Source organism: Cupriavidus sp. FW305-3-2-15-C-LB2, from assembly GCF_058787575.1.
Map to the genome: position 1 here is coordinate 54146 of NZ_JBYSZW010000019.1, position 15764 is coordinate 69909.

14 protein-coding genes are annotated in these 15764 nt (G+C 64.5%); 5 read left to right on the top strand and 9 right to left on the bottom strand.

What is annotated here, in order from left to right; translation table 11 throughout:
- Positions 1–51: 51 nt before the first annotated feature.
- Positions 52–573: a DUF4124 domain-containing protein gene (locus AC3WRR_RS15930; protein ID WP_010809578.1), complete on the bottom strand. Its 522-nt coding sequence runs from the start codon at positions 571–573 to the stop codon at positions 52–54.
- 203 nt (positions 574–776) lie between these two features.
- Complete coding sequence (locus tag AC3WRR_RS15935; RefSeq protein ID WP_041687398.1) at positions 777–1736, bottom strand: DMT family transporter; 960 nt, start codon at positions 1734–1736, stop codon at positions 777–779.
- A 124-nt stretch (positions 1737–1860) separates the two neighbouring features.
- On the opposite strand from AC3WRR_RS15935, the gene guaB reads away from it, so the two are divergent.
- The 3 genes from guaB to guaA all read left to right on the top strand — a co-directional run bounded on the left by guaB (position 1861) and on the right by guaA (position 5737).
- Positions 1861–3324, top strand: coding sequence for an IMP dehydrogenase (gene guaB / locus AC3WRR_RS15940; RefSeq protein WP_010809576.1), 1464 nt, complete (start codon positions 1861–1863; stop codon positions 3322–3324).
- Between the two features lie 195 nt (positions 3325–3519).
- A complete protein-coding gene (locus AC3WRR_RS15945) occupies positions 3520–4143 on the top strand; it encodes a membrane protein (protein WP_010809575.1) in 624 nt (207 codons plus the stop codon).
- Positions 4118–5737 (top strand): glutamine-hydrolyzing GMP synthase, encoded by a 1620-nt coding sequence (guaA, locus tag AC3WRR_RS15950; RefSeq protein ID WP_010809574.1) that lies wholly within the window; start codon positions 4118–4120, stop codon positions 5735–5737. The genes AC3WRR_RS15945 and guaA overlap by 26 nt, the downstream gene beginning before the upstream one ends.
- A 355-nt stretch (positions 5738–6092) precedes the next feature.
- Here the strand turns inward: guaA and AC3WRR_RS15955 are convergent, their stop codons facing one another.
- The 7 genes from AC3WRR_RS15955 to AC3WRR_RS15985 form a co-directional block, all read right to left on the bottom strand.
- Positions 6093–7796, bottom strand: coding sequence for a SulP family inorganic anion transporter (locus tag AC3WRR_RS15955; RefSeq protein ID WP_081050283.1), 1704 nt, complete (start codon positions 7794–7796; stop codon positions 6093–6095).
- A 422-nt stretch (positions 7797–8218) separates the two neighbouring features.
- Entirely contained in the window at positions 8219–8347 is a 129-nt protein-coding gene (locus AC3WRR_RS15960; protein WP_439667955.1) for a hypothetical protein, read from the bottom strand.
- A gap of 54 nt (positions 8348–8401) precedes the next feature.
- Positions 8402–8818: a DoxX family protein gene (locus AC3WRR_RS15965; protein WP_231881343.1), complete on the bottom strand. Its 417-nt coding sequence runs from the start codon at positions 8816–8818 to the stop codon at positions 8402–8404.
- An 82-nt stretch (positions 8819–8900) separates the two neighbouring features.
- The gene (locus tag AC3WRR_RS15970) at positions 8901–9353 is read right to left on the bottom strand and encodes a hypothetical protein (protein ID WP_011615461.1); all 453 of its coding nucleotides are present in this window, start codon (positions 9351–9353) and stop codon (positions 8901–8903) included.
- A gap of 183 nt (positions 9354–9536) precedes the next feature.
- Positions 9537–10103: a hypothetical protein gene (locus AC3WRR_RS15975; protein ID WP_454750408.1), complete on the bottom strand. Its 567-nt coding sequence runs from the start codon at positions 10101–10103 to the stop codon at positions 9537–9539.
- A complete protein-coding gene (locus AC3WRR_RS15980; RefSeq protein WP_492297413.1) occupies positions 10100–10411 on the bottom strand; it encodes a hypothetical protein in 312 nt (103 codons plus the stop codon). Before AC3WRR_RS15980 ends, AC3WRR_RS15975 begins: the two co-directional genes overlap by 4 nt.
- 128 nt (positions 10412–10539) lie before the next feature.
- Positions 10540–13254, bottom strand: a complete 2715-nt coding sequence (locus AC3WRR_RS15985) for a cation-translocating P-type ATPase (RefSeq protein ID WP_492297415.1) — start codon at positions 13252–13254, stop codon at positions 10540–10542.
- Between the two features lie 224 nt (positions 13255–13478).
- On the opposite strand from AC3WRR_RS15985, the gene AC3WRR_RS15990 reads away from it, so the two are divergent.
- Together AC3WRR_RS15990 and AC3WRR_RS15995 are read left to right on the top strand one after the other, a co-directional pair.
- Entirely contained in the window at positions 13479–14837 is a 1359-nt protein-coding gene (locus AC3WRR_RS15990; protein ID WP_010809938.1) for an MBL fold metallo-hydrolase RNA specificity domain-containing protein, read from the top strand.
- A 59-nt stretch (positions 14838–14896) separates the two neighbouring features.
- Positions 14897–15727 (top strand): universal stress protein, encoded by an 831-nt coding sequence (locus tag AC3WRR_RS15995; RefSeq protein WP_011615458.1) that lies wholly within the window; start codon positions 14897–14899, stop codon positions 15725–15727.
- Positions 15728–15764: the final 37 nt, after the last annotated feature.

The following is a 15764-nucleotide window of genomic DNA, read 5'->3' on the forward strand; positions in this document are numbered from 1 at the left end:
GAGCCTGCCAGGCATGCAAACGGGGCCGATGCGCCCCGTTTTTCTTTGGTTTCAGCTGCAGTTCTTCTCGAGGCTGGCGTTGGTCTTGAGCACCTCGGCCTGGCGTTGGTCGCTGTTCAGGTGTTGCAGCGAACCGTCCGGACCCGCCACCGCGGCGCGCATGCCTTGCTGCAGGCCGTTGGCGTAGTTGCGCAGCTGCGCGCAGCGGGCCTCGCGCTCGGCCGCCTCGCTTTCCTTGCGGGCCTCTTCGGTGGCGGCTTTCAGGCTGGCCTCGCGGCGCTTCTGGAAGGCTTCTTCGGGGGTCGGCGCCGGGGCCGCGGCGGGCTTGGCCGAGGCCTTGGCCGGAGCCGGGGCAGCAGGGGCGGGCGCCCCGGCATTGGCGGCCTCCACCGGCTGGAGCTCGCCGGCAAAGCGGCCCGGGGCACGCAGCACCCTGGCTGCCGCCGCTGACGGCGGCACGTCGCTGTAGACCATGCGGCCGTTGGCGTCGCGCCATTGCCAATAGGCAAGGGCCTGGACGGGAACGGCGAGAGTGGCGGCGGCAAGCAGGCACAGCGCGGACGATCGTTTCATGGCGAGGCGTCTTAAAGTGACTCGGAAGTAACTGGTGCGGCTGGAATCGTGCTGGGCCGCCGGCTGCGCGCATGGCGATGCCGCGGCAGGACAGCCGCGGCGATGGCTTGGCGCCCGCCCGGTATCAGGTGCGTAGCGCCGGTTTGACCCTGGTAAAGCTGTTGTTCGTGGCGCGTGTGACCCCCGCGCCATCGTTCGCTAGTCTACGCAGACTTGTCGGTGGCGTGCAAGCGCACCGACCAGGCCACGCCGACCATCAGCAACACAATGGCGGCGATTTCCAGCGGCCGCGGCCAGCGGTGGTCGAAGACAAAGCCGTAGGCCAGCGCGAACAGCGTCTCGAACACGATCATCTGGCCCGACAGCGTCAGCGGCAGGCGCCGGCTGGCGATGTTCCACAGGTTGTTGCCAATCAGCGACGCACCCAGCGCCACTGCGGCATTGACCATCCAGAACCACTGCCAGTCACGGCCGCTGTCGCCCGCGGTCAGCGTGTCGCCAGCCAGCACCCAGCCGATCACGGCCAGCACCGCCGACACCGCGCCGGTCGACAACCCGTACAGCGCCGACCATTCATTGCCGCTGTAGTGCGGGTTGCGCTGCAGGTAGCGTGCGTTATCGACCGCGTAGAGCGTCCAGCAGACCAGCGCGCCGGCCGCGCAGCAGACCCCGGCCAGTTTCTGCCAGACCGGCCGGATTGCCGCGCCGGCTGCCGCCGCGTGGGCGCTCTGGCCGCCGCCGAACAGGTCGATATTGATGCAGGCGATGCCGGCGGCCACCACCAGCAGCGGCCACATCAGCCGCGACAGCGGCACGGCGCCGTGGTCGCGCCGGCCCATGATGGTGACCGAGATCGGCAGGATGCCGATGATCAGGGAGGTGGGGCCCACCCCGGCGAGCTGCACGCCGAAGGCCAGCAGCACGTAGTAGAGCAGGTTGCCGGTGAAGGCCTGGCGCAGCAGCGCCACGCAGTCCGCCCGGGTCAGCTTGCGCGCGATGCGCTTCATCAGCGGCAGCGCGGCCACGAAGGCGACCAGGCCGTAGGCCAGGTAGCGGCCGATGGCCAGCTCCCACGGCGAGAACACGGGCAGCAGCTTGGGGGCGATAAAGACCATGCCCCAGAAGGCGCCTGCCAGCAGCCCGCACAATACGCCGATTCCCATGCTTCGCGTTCGCCCGAATAAAAGGACGACGAGCATAGCAGACCGCTTCCAGGAAAGCCCATTGCAGTGCATCAGCAAAGCGCGCATTCCTGTATAATTCGGTTTTGCGCCTAGAGGATTTGCTATGCGTCTTGTCCAGAAAGCACTCACATTCGATGACGTGCTGCTCGTCCCGGCCTATTCGGCCGTCCTTCCCCGGGATGTCTCCCTCCGCACCAGCCTGACCCGCTCCATTGAACTGAACATCCCGCTGGTATCCGCGGCGATGGACACAGTGACGGAAGCCCGCCTGGCGATTTCCATGGCGCAGGCCGGCGGTATCGGCATCGTCCACAAGAACCTGAAGCCCGCCGACCAGGCCCGCGAAGTCGCGCGCGTGAAGCGCTATGAGTCGGGCGTGCTGCGTGATCCGATCACCATTTCGCCGGACATGAAGGTCCGCGATGTGATCGCGCTGTCGCAGCAACATGGCATTTCCGGCTTCCCGGTGCTGGAAGGCAAGGCCGTGGTCGGCATCATCACCAACCGCGACCTGCGCTTCGAGGAAGAGCTCGACGCCCCGGTGCGCGCCAAGATGACGCCCCGCGAAAAGCTGGTGACCGTGGCCGAAGGCGCGACACTGGAAGAAGCCAAGCGCCTGATGAACCGCCACCGCCTTGAGCGCGTGCTGGTGGTCAACCAGGCTTTCGAGCTGCGCGGCCTGATCACGGTGAAGGATATCCAGAAGGCAGTGGACAATCCGCTCGCCAGCAAGGACGAGCGCGGCCAGCTGCGCGTAGGCGCCGCGGTCGGCGTGGGCCCGGACAACGACGAGCGCGTCGAACTGCTGGTCAAGGCCGGCGTCGATGTGATTGTGGTGGATACGGCGCACGGCCATAGCCAGGGCGTGCTGGACCGCGTGCGCTGGGTCAAGCAGAACTTCCCGCAGGTGCAGGTGGTTGGCGGCAATATCGCCACCGGCGATGCCGCGCGTGCGCTGGTCGAGCATGGCGCCGACGGCGTCAAGGTCGGCATCGGCCCGGGCTCGATCTGCACCACGCGTATCGTTGCCGGCGTGGGCGTGCCCCAGATCACGGCGGTTTCCAACGTGGCCGAGGCCCTCAAGGGCACCGGCGTGCCGCTGATCGCTGACGGCGGCGTGCGCTACTCCGGCGATGTGGCCAAGGCCCTGGCGGCCGGCGCCCACACCGTGATGATGGGCGGCATGTTCTCGGGTACCGAGGAAGCGCCGGGCGAAACCTTCCTGTTCCAGGGCCGTTCGTTCAAGAGCTACCGCGGCATGGGTTCGGTGGGTGCGATGAAGGATGGCGCGGCAGACCGCTACTTCCAGGAAGACAACACCGCCAACGTCGACAAGCTGGTGCCGGAAGGCATCGAAGGCCGCGTGCCGTACAAGGGCTCGGTGATGGCGATCATCCACCAGCTGACCGGCGGCGTGCGTGCCTCGATGGGCTATTGCGGCAGCAAGTCGATTGCCGACTGGCACGAGAGCGCCCAGTTCGTCCAGATCACGGCAGCCGGCATGCGTGAATCGCACGTGCACGACGTGCAGATCACCAAGGAAGCGCCGAACTACCATATCGACTGACGCGCAGCGGCTGCGCCCTCCGCCTCGCGGCGGTGCGCGGCCGCAAGATCGTCGGGGCGAGGGCGCATTGCCGCGGGCGGCGCCTTCGCCTGACCGGAATGCCATCCGGCCGGCCGCTCGCCAAGCCGGTGTTGCCTGAACGTGGGCCGCACCCGCCGGCCGCACCATCGGCCGGGCCCATGACGAGGAGCGCCAATGAAGGTATTGCTGCGAGCCGTGCTGTTTTTTGATGCCCTGGTGGATTTGATGCTGGGCATCCTGCTGTTGATGTCCCCGTTCACCACGCTGTATGCGGCGCTGCAGTTGCCGCAGCCGCAACCGGCCCTGTTCGGGCAGCTGCTGGGCGTGGCACTGGTCGGCCTGGCCGCGCTGTTGTGGCAGGCAACGTTCAACGGCCAGCTGACGGTGCCAGTGGCGCGCACGGCCGGCTATGTGAACCTGGCCAGCGCAGTGCTGATCATTGCCTGGATGGTGTTCATGGAACTGCCGCTGGTCGGCGCGGGCAAGATCTGGCTGCCGGTGATGGCAGTGGTGCTGGCGTTTTTTGCGCTGGTGCAGATTCCCGCTTCCAGGCGCGTGCGCAACCGCGAAAGGCAGCTGAAGGCCGAGCGTGCGCTGCAGGAACAGGAACACAAGAAGGAAGTCCGCAAGGAACCCGGCGTCGCCCCCGCGGCGCGCCCAACGAATACCCCAGAATACCGGCGCGAGCCGGTCATCACGCCGCCGCCGGGCTATGGCCCCGGCACGGAAGTCGTGACCGAGCCCATCCCGGAAGACACGCCATCGGCCCATCATGCACGACAAAATCCTCATTCTTGATTTCGGCTCGCAGGTCACGCAGCTGATCGCCCGCCGCGTCCGCGAGGCGCACGTCTATTGCGAGATCCACCCGAACGACGTCTCCGACGACTTCGTCCGTGAGTTCGCCCCCAAGGCCATCATCCTGTCCGGCAGCCACGCCAGCACCTATGAAGACCACCAGCTGCGCGCGCCGCAGGCCGTGTGGGACCTGGGCGTGCCGGTGCTGGGCATCTGCTACGGCATGCAGACCATGGCCGTGCAGCTGGGCGGCAAGGTCGAGTGGAGCGACCACCGCGAATTCGGCTACGCCGAGGTGCGCGCCCATGGCCACACCAACCTGCTCAAGGACATCGAGGATTTCCGCACGCCGGAAGGCCATGGCATGCTCAAGGTCTGGATGAGCCACGGCGACAAGGTTGCCGGGCTGCCGCCGGGCTTCAAGCTGATGGCCTCCACCCCCAGCTGCCCGATCGCCGGCATGGCCGACGAGGCGCGCGGCTACTACGCGGTGCAGTTCCACCCCGAGGTCACGCATACCGCCAAGGGCCGCCAGATGCTGGAGCGCTTCGTGCTCGGCATCGCCGGCTGCAAGCCTGACTGGGTCATGCGCGACCATATCGAGGAAGCCGTCGCCAAGATTCGCGAGCAGGTCGGCGATGAAGAGGTCATCCTGGGCCTGTCCGGCGGCGTCGACTCGTCGGTGGCCGCGGCGCTGATCCACCGCGCCATTGGCGATCAGCTCACCTGCGTGTTCGTCGACCACGGCCTGCTGCGCCAGGACGAAGGCAAGCTGGTGATGGAAATGTTTGTCGGCCGCCTGCACGCCAAGGTCGTGCATATCGACGCCTCCGATCAGTTCCTCGGCCACCTGGCCGGCGTGACCGATCCCGAGCAGAAGCGCAAGATCATCGGCCGCGAGTTCGTGGAAGTGTTCCAGGCCGAGGCCAGGAAGCTGTCCAATGCAAAGTGGCTGGCGCAGGGCACGATCTATCCGGACGTGGTGGAGTCGGGTGGCACCAAGACCAAGAAGGCCACCACTATCAAGAGCCACCACAACGTCGGCGGCCTGCCGGAAACGCTGGGCCTGAAGCTGCTCGAGCCGCTGCGCGACCTGTTCAAGGACGAAGTGCGCGAGCTCGGCGTGGCCCTGGGCCTGCCGCCGGAAATGGTCTACCGCCACCCGTTCCCGGGCCCGGGCCTGGGCGTGCGCATCCTTGGCGAAGTCAAGCGCGACTACGCCGACCTGCTGCGCCGCGCCGATGCCATCTTCATCGAAGAACTGCGCAAGACCCTCGCCACCGAACAGGACGCCGCCGCGGGCCTGTGCGAGCCGGACCAGGTCGGCAAGAGCTGGTACGACCTGACCAGCCAGGCCTTCGCCGTGTTCCTGCCGGTCAAGTCCGTGGGCGTGATGGGCGACGGCCGTACCTACGACTACGTCGTGGCGCTGCGCGCGGTGCAGACCACCGATTTCATGACCGCGCACTGGGCGCACCTGCCGTATGCGCTGCTGGGCCGTTGCTCTAACCGGATCATTAACGAAGTACGTGGCCTGAACCGGGTTGTGTATGACGTGTCGGGGAAACCGCCGGCGACGATCGAGTGGGAGTGAAATCGGGTTCTTCGGTGACTATCGCCGGCCAGCGGAACAGGTTGGCGGTAGAACCCCAGGGCCGGATTGAAGCCCTCCCGTTCAGATGCCGCTGCGGCCGGGGTCAAGCGCGAGGATATTGAGCGTGATCGGTCAAGCCCCCAAGGCGCGTGCAAAGATCTCTGACTACCTCTCAAAGCGGTATCTGGATATCTTCCAGGCGTAGTCCAGCACGTCGCGGGTCATCACGGCATAGGGCGTCCCGCGGCGCTACCCTGTCGGGGACGCATGTCACGCAAAACACCTCTGCGAGCGGCTTGCCGTTGACTTCGAGGGGGTCCTGGGCGTTTGCCACCGATGACAGCTTCAGGCCACCCTAAGCAGGTTCCCATGTCTGGCCCAGTGACCGGACGCACTCATCCACGCTCAGTTCATGCAGTGACTCGCGCGGCAGCGTTTCGCTGGCCGCGCGTGTCAGGACAGCCAGCACGGGTGGCTTAAGCCGCACCAGCAGCAGGCGCTGGCCTTTGGCGGCCACCTCGGACGCAAAAGTATGCAGCGCCTCGATCGTCGAGCCATCGATGTCCGGCGTCTCCTCCATGCTGAAAACAAGCGTATGGAGCCCCGGCCCGGCTGCCTCGTGCAGGTGTCGCGCCCTGGCCAGCATGCGTTCCGCATTGGCGAAGAACATCGGCGCTTCCGGTCGAACGATCAGCACGCCCGACAGAGTCCGGGCTTCAGGGTGAGCCGCGATGTCAACGTAGTCGTGGCTAGAGCCAAGGCGCCCCAGTTCGCTGACTCTTGGTTCGGAGAAGCTACGCAGTGTCAGCATCAGGCTGATCCCGATTGCCACCAGCAGTCCGTCGAGCACGCCAAGCAGGACCACGGCGACACATGCGGCAACCACCAGCAGCCGGTCGCGGCGCCATGTCCAGTAGGGCCTGAATGCATCGAGACGCAACGTATGGCTCACGGCATGTATCACGATGGCCGCGAGCACGGGCTCGGGCGTGCGTGCAAGCTGCGGCAGCAGCGCGGCAACAATCAGCGCGATGACTGCTGCGGCGCACCAACCCGCCAGGCGAGACTGTGCTCCGGCTGCTTCATTTGCAGACGTGGCGGAATAGCCCGCCCCGACTGCCATGCCATGTAGCAAACCGGAGCCAATATTGGCCAGACCTAGTGCGACCAGGTCGCGGTTGGGTGAGGTCACATCACCGTACTTGAGCGCAAAGCTGCGGATCGAGCCGTACGATTCCGCATACAGGATCAGCACCAGCGCGAAGGCGAGCTCGCCAACGCGCAACCACTGTACGCGCTGCAGGTCGGGCAGGCCGATGGTGACATTTGCCAGATCAATCGTGCCCACTTCGGCAATGCCGTAGTACGACAGATCGGTGGCATAGGCTGCTGTGATGCCCAGCACGATCACCACCAGCGGTCCCGGCACCCGCCGCAAGCGCGCCAGCGCGAACAACAAAGCCAGCGCCGCCAGGCACGCGGCGAGCGCATTGACGTTCCAACCCGCCGATTCGTGCAGGAACTGGTAAGTGAAACGTGGCAGGTCGCTGTGCGTCGGGTGGATCCCGGCGATGCTCGAAATTTGCCTGAGAATGATAATGACCGCTAGTCCGAATGTGAAGCCGCGCAGCACCGGCTTGGCAATGAAGTCGGTAATGCCGCCCAAACGCGCTATGCCCGCCAGCACCAGGAAGACACCGGCCAGCGTCACGAACCCGGCGGCGAGCGCCAGGCGCAGCGCGGCATCGGCACCGCTCGTCGACAGCGTGGCCGCGGCCAGCACCGCAGCGGAAGATGAGGTGGCCGACACCACCGCGAAGCGGCTCGTGCCCACAATGCCGTATATCACCAGCCCGACTAGCAGGCCGACCAAGCCAGCTTGCGCAGGCAGATTGGCGATGCCGGCGTATGCAACGGCTTCCGGCAGAAGCAGACCGGCAATAGAGCAGCCGGCGATCACATCTCGCCCGAGCCGTTGGCTTCGTGTCAGCGCCACGTCATTGGCCCTGCCGGTATCCGGCGGGGTGGACGAACCGGGGGCATCAGACGCAGGACACATAGTCGATGTAGTTCGGGCGATCGGCGGTCCGCTTATTCTGCCACTGATAGATGCCATCGAAATGACTTCGGCGTCGTTGCACACGGAGCGCCCTTATGGCGACCCCGCCCCAACGATGCTCGCCAGCCAATCGAACTTGGTCCTTCCGTCCACAGAAGTTGTGAGTGCAAGCATCACGTCTGAAGACTTGAACGTCCCATCCCTTTGGCTTGCTGACGAGGAACGCCACATGCATTCAACCCTATTCCACCAGGCAATGGCACTGACCTTGGCGGCGACCGCCATGGCCCTGTGCCATGCGCAGGAATTGCCGCTCCAGGCACCGCGCAGATCCGCGAATCGGCCGGGATCCTTTATGTTTCCGGTGGCGTCGGCACGGAAGACGTGGCGCGCATGAAAAAAACTGGCGCCGCGCTTTAATGTCAGAATCCGCTTCCAGGACAATGCCACTGGGCGTGGATGCCCGCGCCCGGCGTCCGGGTCGTCAACCGCAACCACACGTGGCCCGCCTGCGCTTCGTCGAGGCGGTTCTTCTCTGCTTCGTTGCTCATGGCGATTCTCATCTCGCAAGGTGGCGGGCGCCAGGTGCGTACCGGGCAGCCATCTTATGGGACTCTTGCTTGCATACGTGACGATTCAATGGCGAATACCACCAGCATGCCGCCCAGGATTGAGACATTCTTCAGAATGTGGTTAAGCTGATTCATGAAGTCTGCGGGATCGGCGCGCCAGAAGCCATGGAAGATGATGGTGGTGGGTACCAGGAACAGTGCAAGAAGCAGCGCGCCCAAGCGTGCGCTCCAGCCCGAGATCAAAGTCAGTCCACCACCAATTTCAACTGCGATGGTTAGCACCAGCAGCAAATCCGGGCTCGGCAGTTCAGCGCTGGCAATCCACGCAGAATAGGCCGCGAAGCTGCCAATCTTCAGGAGTCCGGAAAATAAAAAAAGAGAGCCGAGAAGCGCACGACCGACAGAGTATGTTCGTGAAACGACCGTGGGCGCGAGTGACATAGTGGTCATGACCATCTCCAAAACGAAGAGCGGTTGCAGCCAAGAGCCAGTCCCCAATTAGGAGTCCCGCTCCATTTCCTTGCCGGTGCCGTCATCCCAAGGGCGGACCACCTTGGCCGAGCGTGGCGAGCCGCCCGAGATAATCCGTGCAGCGGCCGCTGACGGGCGAAGGATCGAACGGACGATTTTCCGGTAGCGGTGCGCCACCTTCATGAGTGCCGGGAGCTTGATCCGCTTCACGGTGCGGACGTTCAGTGCTCCCTGCACGCCGGATGGCCGCGATCAGCATGTGGCTCCGCGCCGCCAGCAAAGTCTCCTCAAATCGCGCCATTGCCTCTGACAGCAGATTCAACTCGACCTGGCTCTTGGCGTCGTCCGCCTTGCAAGCATCAATCTCGGTGTAGATGCGCTTGCCGAGCTCACGCACGAGAACAGGATCGAGCTGTCCTTGAGATGCTGCGTGACTCAGGTGAAACAGCAGGGTGATCAATCCGTTCGGAGTGGAACGGGGTGGCGAAGCTGTGCTCATTTGTTGCCCCAACATTGCAGTCTCCACATTTGGCAAGCCACAGGCTATAGGATCTGGAAAATCCCGGAGTTTTGGCTACATCAAAGAAAAGATTGACAGGCCATTGGCCCGCAACGATGCGTGCCGGCTTCGTATGCGTTTGGCTGTCACGACACGTGCGCCGCCTTGCAGCCGGTGGCCTTCGCAATGAGGCCTTTCTTATGTGGGAGTCGGGTACTGGGGCGTTCGTGTCCGTGCGTGCAGCCAGTCTCGTTCCAGGTTGATCAGGTTGAAAAGAAATGTGAGGTCCATCGGCTCGGCTTCAGCCGTAATCCATTGCTCGTGATCGACGTCTTGATAAATCAGCGTCAGGTAATAGCGGCCGTGAGGCAGTTTGAGGTAGACCAGGGGACCGTCCGAGACCAGCTGTAGCAGGCGGTTGCCCTGTTCGTTGACCAGGATCAGTGTGACGCCAGAAACGGGGTTGCCTTCTGAAGGGTCCTGGAAGCTGAGCCGCACATTGAATTGGCCGGCGATAGCCTGCATTTGCCGCAAGGCTTCGCGCCCCATCCCGCCCGAGACATACCGGACGCCAGCGGATTGGTGGATTTCCGGCGGCGTTGGATGCGTTGCGAGGATCTGCGCATGGAGAAGCGGTGCGGTACCAAGGAGCAGCGCGGCGGCAGCTGCACGCTCAACCTTGCTGGCGCGCATTGCAAGTGATCGATGGTGGCTAACGGGAGCCTGGAGGTTTTCCTCGTGTCCACGCTGCAGCTTCGCGGTCATGACAATCCTCCTTTGCGGCGCGCAAAATATCGCCCGTCTATTTTGAAGCGTAGCTCGCATGCGCACTGTCCCATTGATGCATCGCAAACGAGATACCAAATACATTCAGCCGCCTTCCCCTGGGAGCAGTACTCGGTGGCGAACTCGCGGATCGCGCCGTCAGAGGTTTGTCCTGAGCCCATGTAACCGGCGATCGTGGCGGCATTACCGGAACGGGCAATGCGCACGGACGAGTGCGTGTGCGCACACCAGGCCGTATTGCCTGAGCATGCGGTATCCCAGTTCTCGATGACCGCCGACAGCTTCATGTCGCGCACTGGCGTATATAGAAGCGGTGTCCCCTCCATGCCCTATTGGCTTCTGTGGGAAGAGCGGCGCCTGTGCTCCGTGGCCAACGGGGTGATGGAATTCTGAGTTGGCGAGCACCGGTCTCCCGCTACAGCTTGCACCGCCGGCTCCACCATTTGTCCAGCTCCACTGCAATCGTCAATGTGAGCGCGAGCGACAACAGTCCAGCCCACGTCGTAGCCGACACAGGTGTGAGACCGAGCGTGTCGCTTAGCCCGGGTATGTACATGGCAGCGATATGGAGTAACTGGGCAGCCAGTACGCTGACCACCAGCATCGGATTGGCGAAGACCCCCTGTCGGAATACGGAGTGGCGCTCTGAGCGGCTACTAAACGTCTGCAAGTTCTCAAACAGCACAAACAGCAGCAGCAATTGGTTGCGTGCCTCGTTTAGGGGATAGCCGCGGTCGAGCAGCCAGTAGAAAGTTGCAAATCCCCCTACGCCCATGACAAGAGTCGAATAGCAGATGCGGCGGATCATTACGCGGTCAAAGATCGGCTCCCGGGGCTTGCGCGCCGGATATGACAGTTCGTCGCCTTCCGCATGCTCGGTAGCCAGAGCCACATCCTGGATGCCATTGGTCACGAGGTTGAGCCACAGCAGCTGCACCGGCAGCAATGGCATTGGCAGGCCCAGGGGAATCGCCAGCAGAAACAGAACCATTTCGGCCGCGCCCGTGGAAACCACCATGAAGATGACTTTGCGAATGTTCGCGTACGCCACCCTGCCTTCATTTATGCCGTTGACGATGGACGCAAAGTTGTCATCGGTGAGGACTATGTCTGCGCTTTCCTTCGCTACTTCAGTTCCCTTTCGGCCCATGGCCACACCGACGTGTGCGTGCTTGAGCGCAGGAGCGTCGTTGACGCCGTCGCCGGTGACCGCCACGAAATGGCCGGTTCTTGCCAGCGACAGGACAATGGACAGCTTCTGATCCGGACTGACGCGGGCGTAGATGCGCGCACGGCGGGTCAGTTGGTCGAGTCCGTGCGGCCCCTTGCTCTCGGCCTGGCGCACCTGCTCGCCCGTCACGACCTGGTCCGTGGTAAAGCGCAGCCCCGCCTGCGCGCCAATTGCGCTGGCTGTCAACGGATCGTCGCCAGTCACCATCGCCACGTCGATGCCGGCGCTGTAGCAGCGTCGGATAGCGTCCGGGACCTCCGGGCGAACCGGATCCTTCATGCCTGCCATTCCCAGAAAGGTCAGGTTGACCAGGTGCCCGTGTCCGTAGAACCCGTCCGGCTCTGCATCAATCGTGCCTTCTGCGAACGCCAGCACGCGTAGTCCTTGCGCGGCCAGCGCTGCCTTTTCCCGAAGCAGTCCTTCGCGCCGGATCGGCACGGCATGGCCGCGAACGTCCGCCTGGTCGCACATGGCAATCAGAGTCTCGGGCGCTCCCTTGACGAACACGCGGATCGTCTCTTCGTGCCGGTGGAACGAGGCCGCGTACCGCAGGTCTGGCTCATACGGGATACGGGCCACCAAGGGGTACCGCTGTCGGATCTCATTGGCTACGGTGCCCCCCTTGTGCGCTGCGGCCAGCAGCGCCACGTCCACGCTGTCCCCGGTGCCAGTCCAGCCATCACGCTCCCTGGATAGTTGGGCCTCGTTTGGCAGCGCCGCGGCCCTTAGCAGGGCCGCTACCCGCGTTCTCGCGTCATGGTCGGTGGTGCCGGCGGCGCGGATCGTGCAGTTGTCCAGATCGTGTCCGACGTCGCAGCAAAACGCCGTGCCGTCGGGAAGCCGGATATCGGTGACGACAAGCTCGTTCATGGTCAGGGTGCCGGTCTTGTCGGTGGCGATCATGGTGCAGGATCCAAGCGACTCCACGGCGGGCATTTTGCGCACGATCACATGGGCCTTCGCCATCCGCCGCATGCTGATCGCCAGCGCCACCGAAATGGCGACGGGCAGTCCTTCGGGGATCGCGCTCACCGCCAGTCCGACCGACATCATGAACAGTTCGCGCAATGCCATGCCGCGCAGCATACCCACCAACACCAGCAACGCCACAGCCACGCCTACCGCCACCGCGATCAGTCGGGAAAAACGCTGGAGCCTGAGAATCAAAGGTGGCTGCGAGATGGATTCGCGGCCCAGTTCCCGCGCAATCCGGCCAATTTGCGTGGCAGCGCCAGTTGCCACGACGATGCCGTGGCCCCTGCCGCGGAGCACCACCGTGCCGGCGAAGGTCAGGCACTGGCGGGCGCTCGCTGGGGCGTTGCTGGCATCACATGCTGAGAGCTTGCGCACCGGCAGCGATTCGCCAGTCAGCAGGGATTCATCGCACTGCAGGTCAATGGCGGAGGTCAGTTCCAGGTCGGCCGGCACTCGGTTGCCGGCTTCCAGCACCACCAGGTCGCCCGGTACCAGCGTACTTGCATCGATCTCCTGCTGGATGCCGTCCCGGATCACCGTGGCACGGGGCTGCTCCATCTTGCGCAGCGCCACGGCCGCCTTGTCGGCCGTATGCTCCTGTGCGGTGCCGATGACGCCGTTAATCAGCAGTACTGCCCCGATGAACAGTGCATCCTTCAGGTCACCCAACGCGAGCGACACCGCTGCCGCGGCCAGGAGAATGTAAATAAGCGGACTGAGGAACTGGCGCAGAAACACCGCGGCCACCGACCTAGGGGCCGCCTGAGGCAGCACATTGCGGCCCACCTCGGCCAGCCGCGCATTAGCCTGCGCGGTGGTCAGGCCGGGTGGGACATGTCCCGGATCGACGCGATCCCGGGTGCCGGAATGTTCTTCGTGAGATCGGGGGCGATCCGTTTGCAACGCGCTGGAGCGATTTTGCATGAGGTTTCCCAAGGTATGCCCGGCGCGGAGCCACGCGTGCACACCCTGGGCGTACGCCACGTGCGGCGGGCGGGTCCGGACACTGTTCAAGCGTAGGTACTCGCGTTTCCGCATGATTGATCCGGATCAACCACCACCCGGTTCCCCCTCCTAGACTGGCTGTATCGGCCAGCGGCACCCGTGGCGGGGCCAACGGCTTTGCGCAAGCGTCAAAGGACACCAGCATGCAACTGCAATTCCTCGGCGCGACCGATACGGTCACCGGCTCCAAGTACCTGCTCGATACCGGCCGTCACCAGGTCATGGTCGACTGTGGCTTGTTCCAGGGATACAAGACCCTGCGCCTGCGCAACTGGGACCCACTGCCGCTCGATCCGGCCAAGCTCGACGCCGTGGTGCTGACCCATGCCCACATCGACCACAGCGGGTATTTGCCCCTGCTGGTGCGCAACGGCTTCCGCGGCAGCGTGCACTGCACCATGGGCACCGCGCAGCTGTGCGGAATCCTGTTGCCAGACAGCGCCCACCTGGCGGAAGAAGACGCCGATTATGCGAACCGCAAGGGCTTCTCGCGTCATCGGCCCGCATTGCCTCTTTACACAGCAGCCGACGCTGCACGAGCAATGCGGCGGCTCCAGCCGATGCAGTTCGGCAAGCGCTTCCAGGTAGTGCCCGGCGTAGAGGCCGAGTTTGCCCGGGCCGGACATATCATCGGCGCGGCTATCGTCACGTTGTTCGTCGACGGCAAGCGCATCGTCTTCTCAGGCGACCTCGGGCGGCAGCAGGACATCGTCATGCGCGCGCCGGAGATGGTGCGTCAGGCGGATTACCTGCTGGTGGAGTCAACCTACGGCGACCGGCGGCATCCGGACGACGACCCGCTCGATGTGCTCGGCGAGATCGTCAGCCGGACGATTGGCCGCGGCGGCAGCTTGATCATCCCCGCTTTTGCGGTAGGGCGCACGCAGAGCCTGCTGTACTGCCTGCACCGCCTGCGCGAACTCAAGCGAATCCCCGACGTGCCGGTGTACCTCAACAGCCCGATGGCCATCGACGCGACCATGATTTTCTCGCTGCATCCGGAAGAGCTGCGCATCAGCCGCGAAGAGTGCGCCGCAGCCTGCAATCTCGCCACCCCGGTGCAGAGCATGGAGCAGTCGATCTGGCTGAACCATGACCGAAGTCCCAAGATCATCCTGGCTGGCAGCGGCATGGCTACCGGTGGTCGTGTGGTCCACCATATTGCCGCCTACGGCCCGGACCCTCGCAACACCGTTCTGCTTTCCGGCTTCCAGGCGGCGGGTACGCGCGGCGCAGCGCTGGCCGCAGGCCGGCGCGACATCCGCGTCCATGGCAAGGACATCGCCGTGCATGCGTCGGTGGAGCAGGTGGAGAACCTGTCCGCACATGCCGATGCCGCGGAACTCATGACCTGGCTCGGCGGCTTTCACCAGGCGCCGCGGCGTACGTTTGTCGTGCACGGCGAGCCACAGGCAAGCGATGCGCTGCGCCAGCACATCGAGCGCGACCTGCGCTGGGCGGTCACCATGCCGGAATATCGGCGCTCCTATCCGCTCGACTGATCCAGGCCGGCGCCTGATATGTGCGCCTTTCGTTACGTCTGCCAAACCGGAATCACGTCATGGACTTCAGAACCATCCTCGTCGACCTCAGCGAAGATTCTGCCCGGTCGGCACGCATTGAAACAGCCGCACGGGTTGCCGCGAAATTCGGCGGCAGCGTGGTCGGGCTGACTGCGACTGGAACAAACCTGGAGCCGTTTCGCGGGGCGGGCGAAGAAGCCGGACAATACGCGGCCCTTGCCGCCAGCCAGCTGCACAAGCTGGTTGCCGGTCACAAGGAGACCCTCGACACGCTGACCAGGCAAGTGTCGCCGGACATCCCCACCCGGCACATCATTATCGACGCTGAATCCGGTTGGGCGCTTGCCGACGAGGGGCGTTTCGCCGATCTCATCCTTCCCGCACCGCCGTCGGCGGATGCCGATGTGCCGGCGCTGCTGGCCGGGGTTGCGGAGTATGCGATGCTCAATGCCGGACGGCCCATCCTGCTGGTGCCGGGCGCGGCCGGCCCGCGCTTTGGTGGTCATGTCGCCATCGCATGGAACGGCGGTCGAGAGGCCGCGCGGGCAGTAGCGGACGCATTGCCGTGGCTCGCGCATGCCAGTGCTGTTACCGCCCTGGTGGTCAGCGCGGCTGCCATTGACGAAGAGACCTGCCGTGACAGCGGGAACCGGCTGACAGCGTGGCTGGCCAGCCATGGCATCAATGCCGATCTGGTTGTCGGGGAGGGCGACCCCGACCACGTTCTGCCGCAACTTGCCTGCAAGGTACAGGCCGACCTGCTGGTCGCCGGCGGCTATGGCCGTTCCAGGCTGAAGGAGCTGGTGCTGGGTGGCACCACCCGCGCCCTGGTGCGTCAGTCATCGTTGCCAGTCTTCATGTCGCACTGACGGGTGACCGCTGCCGGTGGGGCAGTGGCAGCGCATG